The organism is Beggiatoa leptomitoformis (assembly GCF_001305575.3).
GTDB classification, from domain to species: domain Bacteria; phylum Pseudomonadota; class Gammaproteobacteria; order Beggiatoales; family Beggiatoaceae; genus Beggiatoa; species Beggiatoa leptomitoformis.
Map to the genome: position 1 here is coordinate 3,343,644 of NZ_CP012373.2, position 11,692 is coordinate 3,355,335.

The following is an 11,692-nucleotide window of genomic DNA, read 5'->3' on the forward strand; positions in this document are numbered from 1 at the left end:
ATTTAATCACTCATTTTGTCTAAACGCTGTTTTAAATCGGTAAACATTTGACGGAGAATTACTAATTCTTTTTGCATTTTTTTATAATCATCCATGATTTGTAAATAACCAATAGCTAACCACATGAAAACTAAAGGCGCACTTAATACATAAATAACATTCCCAAGTTCGCTAGGTGTCATAATTTGTAATAAGCGTAAATCCAATTCCAACATAAATAAGATGCTGAATAACCAAAAAAATGTTAAACCTAATCCCAATAGAATATAGTGTTTAAAGCTAGAGGATGTCGCTGACATAGTTTAATCCCTTTTGTTTTAATAGATAACATGAATTAAAACAGTGTTATCCATGCTACTTTCACAAATTTCACAAACGGTTGAATAATAATCTGTGTAAATCAATTACCATTATTATGACGTTTCTTTGTTCAAATTGGGTAAAAACACACGCTTTATTTAAATAAATGGCTAAAACAAAAGGATATATCATGGCTTATTGGCTAATGAAATCGGAACCAACGGCTTTTAGTATTGATGATTTAGAACGGTTAACGGTGAGCGGTTGGGATGGCGTGCGTAATTATCAGGCGCGTAATATGTTACGAGATCAAATGCAAGTAGGTGATTTAGCCTTTTTTTATCATTCTAATAGCAAACCTGCGGGCATTGTAGGGGTTATGCGTGTTGTAAAAGCGGGCTATCCTGATGATACGGCACTAGATGCAAGCAACCCACATTATGACCCAAGCAGTACACCTGATAATCCACGCTGGTATCAGGTAGATGTCGCATTTGTACAAAAATTTCCACGTTTATTAAGCTTGGCAATGTTAAAGCAACATGTATTACTGCAAGAGATGCAGGTGTTACGGAAAGGCAATCGTTTATCCATCACACCTGTTGCGGCTGACGAGTGGTTATTTATTCAAGAATTGGTAAAAACAGAGGTTTTTTAAAGTATTACGCAGGTGTAGGAATTGCTATAACGACTTCCGTGCCTGCTTTTCCATCTAACCGATTGGTAATAGAGCAGTTTCCCCCAATTCCCCACAGCAGTTGAGAAACCATTGCTAAGCCTAATCCCATTCCTGCAATTTCACCTGTAAAGTATTTACCACTTTGATAATAAGGCTGCAAAACCTTTTTTAGTTCAGTTGCCGCAATGGTAGTACCATCATCAACAATATGTAGAACTAACAAATGTTCTTCTTTATTTTCTTCTGCGGAAATACTCATGCTAGGTTGTTTTTCGGGGTGAAATTTTTTCGCATTTATTAATAACTCACGTAAAATCAATTCTATGGCTTGCCCAGAAATTAAAACTTCCGTGGTTAATGGAACGGCATCAAATTGAACGACAAGCTGTTTTAATCCCATTTCTTCACATAATTGGCGGAAAATATATTCAATTCCTGCCAACACTTGTGTAAATCCCCCATAAAAAATCCCTGTAGAATCCAAATATTGCAGTATTCCTGAGATTTGGTCGGCTAATCGTTCAGCACTTCCTTGTGCTAATTTCATATAATCATGGGCTTGAGCGTTTGTAAAATCCTCTTCTTTGAAAATATTCAGAATACTTAAGCCATTCAATGGTGTCAGTAGCTTATGTGAAATAGAGCTATTAAATGCCCAACGTTGACGAGCAAGTACGATTTTTTCCGTTACATCCATCAAGCGTAATAAATAACCATTTTCCACTCTCGCTGGCAGGGGTAACACATCAATTTGTAACCATAAGGGGGGATGTTCACGGCTTTCAGGTAAAACTAAATAGCGAATTAGTTCATTGTGTTGCCAGCTAGTCCACGCCTCGGGTGGTTGAGGATTGTATTGTTGTTGAATGATTTTGAAAAAATCTTGTTCTAATAAGCGACTTTTGTTTGTGCCTAAAAATACACAGGCTTGGGGATTTGCATATTTGATAATATTTTCGGGTGTAATCAGGACATAGCCTTCATCTGCATTTTCTACAACCCATGCAAATTTAGCCCGCTCATTCAAAAGACAACGTTGTCGATTTAAGCGTGTAATGGTACGAACTCGGGCGCGCAATTCTAAACGGTCAAAAGGTTTGCTAATAAAATCATCCGCACCCACATCAATACCCCGTAATAATGAATCACGGCTATCTAAGGTGGTAACGATAATCACAGGTACTTCAGCCAATAGCGGGTTTTGACGGAGATGTTGACAACATTCATAACCGTCCATAATGGGCATCATGACATCAAGTAAAATTAAATCAGGTAGAACACTTTCCGCTTTTTTTAAGGCTTCTACGCCATTATTTGCAAACTCAAGTTGATACCCTTCCATTAATAATAGACTTTCTAGGGTATTACGTCCGATTTCCTCATCATCCACAATTAAAATACAACTTTGTGTACTCATAGCGTTATCCCAAATAAAGATAGGTAGCGAGATGTTATGCAGGTAATGCCAAGAGTAGTGCCAGTGGCATAGTAATTAAACTCATTAAATTACCCAACATGACAATAGAGGCAACTTTTTGTGGTTCTTGTTGATATTGCTCAGCAATCATGTAATTCATCACTGCTGGCGGTAACATCGCGTAGATAAGTACCAAGCCAGCTTGTTCAGGCGTAAACGTTAAAAAAGGCATTGCACCCGCTAAAACTAATACACCTGATAGAGGACACCAAATTGCCCCGCGTAACCCAATTTCCCAATCAGCAAAATTGACGTTAATCAAGCGTACGCCCAGCGCGAATAACATCAAAGGAACAGAAATTTGTCCCAACATTTTTAAGGGTTCTAATAGTAATGTGGGGACGGGTAGTTTAAAAAAACTGAGTGTAATGCCCATTAACGTCGCTAAAATCATCGGTTTTTTTAATATATTTAACCAGTTGGTATGATGATTCATCATATACGAACCAACGGTGAAATGCAGGGCATTACTAACGATAAATAACACCACCGCCGCAGGCATAATCGCCTCATCAAAGGCAAAATAAGCCACAGGTAACCCCATATTACCTGTATTTGCAAACATCATAGATGGTATAAATGTTTTTGCATTTAAACCCAGCAACCGCACCACAGGCAACATTAATAAACCACTGCCCATCACTAGCAAAAAGGCGACAATAGCCAGTTGAGAATACTCTAATAAATTAAATGATTTATCTGTAAGAATACTAAACAATAAACAAGGCGTGAAGACCTCTAAATTAATACGGTTTGCAATGCTCATGTCTATAGGGTGACGACGCGCATAAAAGTAGCCAATAGCTACTATCGCAAAAACAGGGAAAAGAATGCTAAAAACACGTAGTAACATAGGAGGTCATCACATTAACTGCGGAATAATATACTAAAAAATTGAAGCAGACGTGCTGTATTTGTCGGCTGAGATACTTATTATCGAATATTTCTGACTTGGAATATAGAATAGATATATTGAATCAGTTAGCTGATTTATTTAAGAAATTTCTTTAAATGGCATTTACCAGAATATTATTTTACGCGCTTTCTATTTCTATACGAATAGATTCCCATGTTTGCATTAATTGCCATTGACCCACGGAAACAATCCGTTGTCTGGCTAATTCTAAATTATCTTTTGCATCGGTTTGGCGTTTACTGTAATAAGCAATCCGCGCATTTAACAAAGATAAATCGGCAACATGTAACCCATTATTGAGGTGATAAATTAAACGAACAATCCGTTGATACAACTTCTCGGTTTTATTGCTCATCTCTTCAGCACTGGTTGGTAGCCGTCTTTTTCGTTGAGCATCTAATATCAAATGCGTTTGTAACAAGCGTGCTTCTACTTCATACAAACGCATGTTAGTACGATTCACAATTTCAATGGTTTCATTAATATCCTTTTGAGCGCGCAAAATATCGCCTAATTGCCGATAAATATTAGCACGTACTAACAACGCTTCAGGCATAAATAAAAATAATTCTGTCTGGCGCATATCCTGCAACACATTATTTAAAAAAGCTAATGCATCAACAGGTTTTTGCAACGCACTTAATATACGTCCCATACTTAAATTTGCAAACGCAACACTACTCACGCCTAATTCACTTTCAGCAAGGGTTAAAATAGTCTGCCCTCGCTGTAAAATATCTTCTCGCGCTGCGGTATCTTGCGCCATATCCAACAATAAGTTGCAATATTGCGCGCCTGCAAGCGAATACAAATAGGGATGTTGAGGCTGGTCTTCTTGCTGTATCTGCTCGGCTAACTTGAACGCACTTAAACTATATTCCAAATCCCCCAATTGATGTAAAACCGCCGCAAATTTAGCATGACTTTGCATCCGACTAGACAAATGATGTCCTCGCTCTGCCCACTCTATCGCTTGTTGGGCAACTTCCTCTGCCTCGCACAATTTACCCAATGCCGTTAATAAATCCACCCGATTAACAATACTCAACGCAGCATTATGCCAATCTTCTTGACGTTGCTTTAACTCAGCCGCTGCTTGCAACGGTTCTAAAGCCTCCTCTAAACGTCCTAAAGCACACAATAAAAAAGCGGTTTGTGCGAACAAAAAAGCCTGCTCTTTTTCAGGCAATGTACTCTGTGGCGTTGTCCAATTTTTCTGGGGGAAAAAATGCGCTAATAATGCCAAATCCGCCGAAAACGAACCAAAAGTATTAATACTAAAATACGCATCCTCATGCAGAATGCTATCACTATAAACCAGCATTGCCGCTTGATATTCCCCCGCCATACATCCATGTGCAACCGCACGATATAACGGCTCTAAATCACCAAACGTATCAGGAACATCTTTACTCAGCGTTGTTTGAAAATATTGAAATAAAACATGATGTGCCTGTTCCCACAAATCCAACCGTTGCGTACGTAACTGCTCCCGAAAATACGCCCGAATAACAGGATGTGTATCCCACGAATGCGTGTTATGCGTGTTATATGTGTAAAGCAAACCCACTTTTGCCAGCCGTTGTCTAATATCCTGCCACTCTTCTGCTGAACACGTTGCAACAGATTGCGCTAATTTTGCCTGCCGAAACAACACCTCATGCTCCGCCTCACTCATCGCGCGGTCAAACAAACTCAACAACTGCAAAAACACCCGTTCGGGCGCATTACTTGCCCAACAATTTTCATCATAAAAACGCAATACTCGTAAGGCTTGTCCACCCCACTCCTCATCAGCAAACAAGGCAGGCAACTGAGTTGGTGCGGTTGTTAAATCATTTGCATACGCATCAACCAACATTCCCCCCAATAAGCTTAATGCTAGTGCGTGTCCACCCAATAATTTAGCCAACCCAACCAGTTGCCACGTTGTTCCCTGTACGCCCAATAGTTTTAAAAAATTCGCACTTTCACCCGCATTTAAATTATCTACATTTAAATGACAAACAGATTTACTATCCCTATCTTGTAATTCAATAATAGGCTGACGAGAAGTTAATAATACTAACTGTTTTTCATCAAAAGATTGCGCTTTCAGTTCCTGCAAAAATGTCTTAAACCCCAAATCAGCACATACCCCCCCTTTTGTACTGACGGGATATTGCAAGGGTTCTATACCATCTAAAACAAGAATAAATGCCTGCTCATGTAATAACTCGACTAAACGCTTTGCTTTAGCCTCATCATTTTGAGGTAATGCACCTTGATGACCAAAAAAAATTAAAGCCTGTTCAAAAAAAATACTAGAAGAAAACTGTGGGTAATCATTTCCTTGACCATAAAACGACCACCCAAACACAAAACATGCCCCCTGATAATCTGGCGCAATACTTGTCAACCACTCTCTCAATACCATTGACTTACCCACACCCGCAGCCGCCGTGATTGTAAGCACGGAAATATGCTTATTAAGGAACGCACTATCAATCTCAGTCAATAAAGTCTTACGTCCAATACAAGGATGAGAAAAAGTGGGTAAATTATCAATATTAACGGTAGGTTGCATGGCTGCCTAAACAAATGAAAGAAGTAAAATGCGACAAATAACATCTAATCCATATTTATGACTAACTGATGACAAAAACACAGATTATTAAGTATATTAAAACTATTTGACTTTTAGAGAGTTTACCATGATGAATATCTGTATCACAAATTGAAAAGGCGAATAAATTCGCCGTTAGAGAATGCCAAATCAGCAAAAATTGACAGAACCAAATACGTATGTACGAAACATTATTTTTAACAAAAGACACATCAACCCAAAATTTTTATGACTATCATAATCAACTGGATTATTAACAGATTATATCCTTTACAGCCTACAATACGCGTTCAAACAATGTTTAATACCCCTCAACTGACAATAACCCGACGTTGCACCAATCCAAAATAACTTATTAAACTCGCAAATCCCATGATTGCAACACAACACGCCATTACCAACGTAGTTCCTGTATGCAAATGTCCAACCACCATCCCCATAACTGCCGCCATCATAGACTGGGTAAAACCAAACAACGCTGAAGCGGTTCCCGTCATTTCAGGAAAAGGAGCGAGCGCGCCCGCCATCGCCTGAGGCATCACAATTCCCCCACCAGCGGAAAAAAACATCATTGGTAAAATAACTATCCACACATTATAAATCCCCAAACCTGCCGCGCTAACCATTATAAAACCCGCGCCACACATCACCACCGCACCAATAAGCACCAAACGATTGACACCCAACTGCAAACTAAATTTCCCCGACACAATCGTTCCTGTCATATAGCCCGCAATGATAACCATAAAAAAATAGCCAAAATGCTGTTTTTCAACCCCTAAAAAATCAATTAACACAAAAGCAGAACCTGAAATAAACGCAAATAAACCACCATAAGCAAAACTACAACACAACACATAACCGTTATACCTTCTATTCATCACTAACACACGGTAATTTCTAAACATAATGAATGGATTTAACACTGCTTGACTATTATCAGGACGAGTTTCAGGTACATAAAACAAAATAGTTACAATCATCAACACCCCATACAAACTCAAAAACACAAATACCGAGTGCCAATCAAACCACGTTGTTAAATATCCCCCCAAAATGGGTGCAATTGCAGGTGCAACCGCCATCGCCGTTGCAATATAAGACAATACTTTAGCCGCCTTAACAGCCCCATAAATATCCCGAACAACCGTTCTACCCAACACAGGACCAACACAACCCCCCAATGCCTGCAAAAACCGCAAAATAATCAACCCATCAATGGATTGCACAAATATACACCCAACGGTTGCAGCCGTAAAAATAACCATCCCGCCCAACATCACAGGTTTACGTCCAAAGCGGTCGGCTAATGGACCATACACCAATTGCCCAACGGCAAAACCCACAAGAAAAATACTTAGTGTTAACTGAACCTGATCGATAGACGTTGAAAAAACCGTGACTAACATTGGTAAACTGGGCAAATACATATCAGTGGATAAAGGACCTAAAGCAACACAAGCAGCAAGAATCATTGCTATTGTTAATGATTGAGGATTACGCATGAATAATGAACTACTCCAAAAATTATTAAACAACAAATAATTAAAAATATATGCCATACGATAATATTTAACTTATAAAGCTATCTTTTGTACGCATACGAACAAATAATGGCGGAATAATCAGTGCAACACAAGAAGATTAACGTGGGAAAACGACGCAACATACCTGTTTAACCTATTTTTGAACCCTTGAAACTTTGATTTCCCTTATTTAGAAAGACTATTATGCTTAACATTAAAATTATCATTATTGAATGTATTGCAGAGAACCACACATGTCACGCTATCTAAACCCCTACACAGATTTTGGCTTCAAAAAACTCTTTGGTGAAGAAGCTAACAAAGATTTACTCATAGATTTTCTAAATCAACTCCTGCCTGCCCATCACCAAATTCAAAGCCTACAATTCAAAAACACCGAAAAACTCCCCCTTTACCCCGAAGACCGCAAAGCCTTTTTCGATATTTACTGCACCAGTCCTTCAGGAGAAAAGTTCATCGTTGAAATGCAACGTGCCCGTATGGACTTCTTCAAAGACCGCTCTTTATTCTACGTTACCTTTCCCATTCAAGAACAAGCGAAGAAAGGCGTGTGGAACTTTCAACTATCGACGGTCTATTTCATTGGTATATTAGATTGCATTATTGAAGAACCTAATGATTCAACACAATTTCGCCAAGAGGTCAGTTTAAAAGACCAAGATGGAAAAATCTTTTACGACAAACTGCATTTCTGTTTTTTACAAATGCCCTTATTCAACAAATCAGCAGATGAATTAGCCAATCATTTTGAGAAATGGGTATATTTCTTAAAGAATCTGAGTAATTTTGAAGAAATCCCGAGAATTCTAAATGAAGCGGTATTTCAAAAAGCATTTGAGATAGCAGAATTATCCAATTTAAAACCGCGTCAAGCCCAGCAATATCAAAAGAGTTTAATGAATTATTGGTCGAATAAGGCGGTATTGGATACGGCATTTGCAGAAGGGAAAGAGGAGGGATTAGCCGAAGGACTTGCCGAAGGAGAGGCAAAAGGTAAAGCAGAGGGATTAGCTGAAGGAGAGGCAAAAGGTAAAGCCGAAGGAGAATTAAAAGCAAAACTAACCATTGCACGACAACTCAAAGCGCAAGGTCTATCTTTAGACGTTATCATGCAAGTCACAGGACTTTCTCAGCAACAAATTGAATCATAATGATGGTAACCGTACACTCAGTTTTAGAGAACCACACATGTCACGCTATCTAAACCCCTACACAGATTTTGGCTTCAAAAAACTCTTTGGTGAAGAAGCTAACAAAGATTTACTCATAGATTTTCTAAATCAACTCCTGCCTGCCCATCACCAAATTCAAAGCCTACAATTCAAAAATACTGAAAAACTCCCCCTTTACCCCGAAGACCGTAAAGCCTTTTTCGATATTTACTGCACCAGTCCTTCAGGAGAAAAGTTCATCGTTGAAATGCAACGCGCCCGTATGGACTTCTTCAAAGACCGCTCCTTATTCTACGTTACCTTTCCCATTCAAGAACAAGCGAAGAAAGGCGTGTGGAACTTTCAACTATCGACGGTTTATTTCATTGGTATATTAGATTGCATTATTGAAGAACCTAATGATTCAACACAATTTCGCCAAGAGGTCAGTTTAAAAGACCAAGATGGAAAAATCTTTTACGACAAACTGCATTTCTGTTTTTTACAAATGCCCTTATTCAACAAATCGGCAGATGAATTAGCCAATCATTTTGAGAAATGGGTATATTTCCTCAAGAATCTAAGTAATTTTGAAGAAATCCCAAGAATTCTGAATGAAGCGGTATTTCAAAAAGCATTTGAGATAGCGGAATTATCCAATTTAAAACCGCGTCAAGCCCAGCAATATCAGAAGAGTTTAATGAATTATTGGTCGAATAAGGCGGTATTGGAGACGGCATTTGCAGAAGGGAAAGAGGAGGGGTTGCTTGAAGGGAAAGCGGAGGGATTAGCTGAAGGACTTGCTGAAGGGGAATTAAAAGGTAAACGGGTGGGTGAGGCTAATTTATTATGCAAACTGTTAGAAAAACGCTTTGGAAAACTGTCTGTAACGGTACAGGAGAAAATCATACATGCTTCTTTGCAACAACTGGAAATTTGGACAGATAAGTTGTTAGATATACAAAAACCAGATGATTTATTTAAATAATTTTAAATTAACTTATTAGCTCTCTTTACTGTAGCTACTACCGCAAAGAAAGCCAGTATTATCGCGTTCGTCACACGCTCCAATAACACTAATGAATTAATCCTGCTACATACTGCACAACAATCTCGCGCGGTGTGCCATAGGGCATTAGACGCACTAATTTACCTGTTGAATCAATAATAAACAATTGACTAGCATGTTCTACGCTATAACCTTGCTCAGTTTTGGGTAAATAACGAAAACTTGTGCCGTATTGTTTACAAACATTGCGTATTTCTGCCACTGAACCGCGTAACCCCACAAAATTAGGGCTGAAATATTGTAAATATGTTTTTAACTTCTCGGCGGTATCGCGCTCAGGGTCAACCGTGATAAATAATACGGTCACTTTATCCCGTTGTGTAGCAGGCAATGCGTTAATGACTTGTTTTAATTCTGTAAGTGTTGTGGGACAAATATCAGGGCAAGATAAAAAACCAAACGTTAATAAAACGACTTGTCCCGCATAGTCCTGCAATGCAACGGATTTACCTTCAGTATTGGTTAAACTAAAATTCCCACCCAATGGTGCAGCCGTAACAAAAATACTTTGTAAACAAAAATATAAAAAACACCATCGATAAAAAATAAAGTGTTGCATTGTTTTTTCCTCGTGAGCGTCTAGCGGGGTAAATTTATTCATGCCTATCCTGTCGACGATTTGCCATGCGTATAATATCTTTAGCACTTATGCCATTCAAAAAATAGTGCTAAATGGGGATTTACCGCATTAATAGACACAAAAATTTTGGTACAGGTCATGCTTTGTTTAATACGTTTTACACGCATAAAAACTGTCTGTAAGCACTGCTTACTTCCCTTTCTCTTCTCTCGTGATAACCGTTATCTGTATGAAAAAACCAAATAATAACAATGGAAAACCGACATCATCTACACGCATTCCAGCAGGGGTTGAACAAGACGGTGCAACGGTTTATAAAACGGGTACTTATCAAATGTTTTGGGATTGTGAATATTGCAACACACCAAAATTATTAGGTATTACTCATCGTTTTTGCCCTAATTGTGGTGCGCCACAAGCGACAGAAAAACGCTATTTTCCTAAAAAAGGTGAGGAAATCGCGCTTGAAAATCATGATTATGTTGGCGCAGACCAGTTATGTCCTGCTTGCGAAACGGCAAACGCGGCAAAAGCAGAATTCTGTCAACAATGCGGTTCACCTTTAACCGAAGCCGCACGCGCAAAATTAGTTCAAGATGAAAATCAGGCTAAAAAACCAGATTCAAAGAAAAATAATCGGTTATATTGGATTATTGCGGGTGTGTTATTACTGCTTATTGGTGGCGGTGTTGGTATTTTTTGGACAAAAAACGTTGGGTTAACGCTAACCGCTTATAGTTGGGAACGGGTGATTGAGATTGAAGATTACCGTGCGCGTAATGATAATACTTGGTGTGATAGCGTTCCAACAGAGGCGTATAGCGTATCGCGCAAGTCAGAAATTCGTTCTTATCGTGATGTTCCTGATGGTGAGGCTTGTACCGCGCGTCGCGTTGACCAAGGGGATGGCACATTTCGCACAGAAGATGTGTGTAAACCTAAGTATAAAAGTGAACCTATTTATGCAGATAAATGTTATTACAGCATAGACCGTTGGCAATTTTCTCGTTCTGTGACCACGCAAGACAGAAATCATGAGCCGCAGTGGGGAGCATATCAATTAAAAGGCAATGGCGGAACGTGTCAGGGTTGTGAACGCGAGGGAAAACGCCAAGCACATTATTATCTGCATTTAACGGATAATGGGAAGAAGTCTTATCAATGTGATGTTGATGAAAAACAATGGCAAACTGTCGAGTTAAAATCGCAGTGGAAAATGTCGGTCGGTGGAATACTGGGCGAGGCACGATGCGGAACATTGCAGAAATTGCCGTAAAAATTGTCTGAATCAGAATTTTCAGAATTAATAGGATTAAAGACAAGAAAATGATGGTTTTTAATCCTGAGAATTCAGTGAATTTTGATTCA

At 38.8% G+C, this 11,692-nt stretch carries 10 protein-coding genes; 4 read left to right on the forward strand and 6 right to left on the reverse strand.

Annotated elements, in window-relative coordinates; translation table 11 throughout:
- Nucleotides 1–2: 2 nt before the first annotated feature.
- A complete protein-coding gene (locus AL038_RS14145) occupies nucleotides 3–299 on the reverse strand; it encodes a hypothetical protein (RefSeq protein WP_062153860.1) in 297 nt (98 codons plus the stop codon).
- 191 nt (nucleotides 300–490) lie between these two features.
- Between AL038_RS14145 and AL038_RS14150 the strand changes: the two genes are divergently transcribed.
- Nucleotides 491–958, forward strand: a complete 468-nt coding sequence (locus AL038_RS14150; protein WP_062153863.1) for an EVE domain-containing protein — start codon at nucleotides 491–493, stop codon at nucleotides 956–958.
- Nucleotides 959–962: 4 nt separating this feature from the next.
- On the opposite strand, the gene AL038_RS14155 is transcribed toward AL038_RS14150, so the two are convergent.
- The 4 genes from AL038_RS14155 to AL038_RS14170 form a co-directional block, all read right to left on the reverse strand.
- Entirely contained in the window at nucleotides 963–2,396 is a 1,434-nt protein-coding gene (locus tag AL038_RS14155) for a hybrid sensor histidine kinase/response regulator (RefSeq protein WP_062153865.1), read from the reverse strand.
- A 34-nt stretch (nucleotides 2,397–2,430) separates the two neighbouring features.
- Nucleotides 2,431–3,309 (reverse strand): AEC family transporter, encoded by an 879-nt coding sequence (locus tag AL038_RS14160; protein WP_062153866.1) that lies wholly within the window; start codon nucleotides 3,307–3,309, stop codon nucleotides 2,431–2,433.
- 181 nt (nucleotides 3,310–3,490) lie between these two features.
- The gene (locus AL038_RS14165) at nucleotides 3,491–5,938 is read right to left on the reverse strand and encodes a hypothetical protein (protein WP_062153868.1); all 2,448 of its coding nucleotides are present in this window, start codon (nucleotides 5,936–5,938) and stop codon (nucleotides 3,491–3,493) included.
- 350 nt (nucleotides 5,939–6,288) lie between these two features.
- The gene (locus AL038_RS14170) at nucleotides 6,289–7,482 is read right to left on the reverse strand and encodes a multidrug effflux MFS transporter (protein ID WP_062155553.1); all 1,194 of its coding nucleotides are present in this window, start codon (nucleotides 7,480–7,482) and stop codon (nucleotides 6,289–6,291) included.
- A gap of 275 nt (nucleotides 7,483–7,757) precedes the next feature.
- On the opposite strand from AL038_RS14170, the gene AL038_RS14175 reads away from it, so the two are divergent.
- Nucleotides 7,758–8,675, forward strand: a complete 918-nt coding sequence (locus tag AL038_RS14175; protein ID WP_062153870.1) for an Rpn family recombination-promoting nuclease/putative transposase — start codon at nucleotides 7,758–7,760, stop codon at nucleotides 8,673–8,675.
- 37 nt (nucleotides 8,676–8,712) lie between these two features.
- On the forward strand, nucleotides 8,713–9,663 hold the full coding sequence (locus tag AL038_RS14180; protein ID WP_062153872.1) for an Rpn family recombination-promoting nuclease/putative transposase: 951 nt from the start codon (nucleotides 8,713–8,715) through the stop codon (nucleotides 9,661–9,663).
- A gap of 88 nt (nucleotides 9,664–9,751) precedes the next feature.
- Here the strand turns inward: AL038_RS14180 and AL038_RS14185 are convergent, their stop codons facing one another.
- Nucleotides 9,752–10,345, reverse strand: coding sequence for an SCO family protein (locus AL038_RS14185; RefSeq protein WP_062153874.1), 594 nt, complete (start codon nucleotides 10,343–10,345; stop codon nucleotides 9,752–9,754).
- Between the two features lie 208 nt (nucleotides 10,346–10,553).
- On the opposite strand from AL038_RS14185, the gene AL038_RS14190 reads away from it, so the two are divergent.
- On the forward strand, nucleotides 10,554–11,600 hold the full coding sequence (locus AL038_RS14190) for a zinc ribbon domain-containing protein (RefSeq protein WP_062153876.1): 1,047 nt from the start codon (nucleotides 10,554–10,556) through the stop codon (nucleotides 11,598–11,600).
- Nucleotides 11,601–11,692 lie beyond the last annotated feature (92 nt).

What these genes read in the sequence shown, in the direction of transcription:
- AL038_RS14145 (WP_062153860.1), bottom strand. Translation starts at nt 299, where the DNA reads ATGTCAGCGACATCCTCTAGCTTTAAACACTATATTCTATTGGGATTA.
- AL038_RS14155 (WP_062153865.1), bottom strand. Translation starts at nt 2,396, where the DNA reads ATGAGTACACAAAGTTGTATTTTAATTGTGGATGATGAGGAAATCGGA.
- AL038_RS14190 (WP_062153876.1), top strand. Translation starts at nt 10,554, where the DNA reads ATGAAAAAACCAAATAATAACAATGGAAAACCGACATCATCTACACGC.
- AL038_RS14165 (WP_062153868.1), bottom strand. Translation starts at nt 5,938, where the DNA reads ATGCAACCTACCGTTAATATTGATAATTTACCCACTTTTTCTCATCCT.
- AL038_RS14185 (WP_062153874.1), bottom strand. Translation starts at nt 10,345, where the DNA reads ATGAATAAATTTACCCCGCTAGACGCTCACGAGGAAAAAACAATGCAA.
- AL038_RS14170 (WP_062155553.1), bottom strand. Translation starts at nt 7,482, where the DNA reads ATGCGTAATCCTCAATCATTAACAATAGCAATGATTCTTGCTGCTTGT.
- AL038_RS14180 (WP_062153872.1), top strand. Translation starts at nt 8,713, where the DNA reads ATGTCACGCTATCTAAACCCCTACACAGATTTTGGCTTCAAAAAACTC.
- AL038_RS14175 (WP_062153870.1), top strand. Translation starts at nt 7,758, where the DNA reads ATGTCACGCTATCTAAACCCCTACACAGATTTTGGCTTCAAAAAACTC.
- AL038_RS14150 (WP_062153863.1), top strand. Translation starts at nt 491, where the DNA reads ATGGCTTATTGGCTAATGAAATCGGAACCAACGGCTTTTAGTATTGAT.
- AL038_RS14160 (WP_062153866.1), bottom strand. Translation starts at nt 3,309, where the DNA reads ATGTTACTACGTGTTTTTAGCATTCTTTTCCCTGTTTTTGCGATAGTA.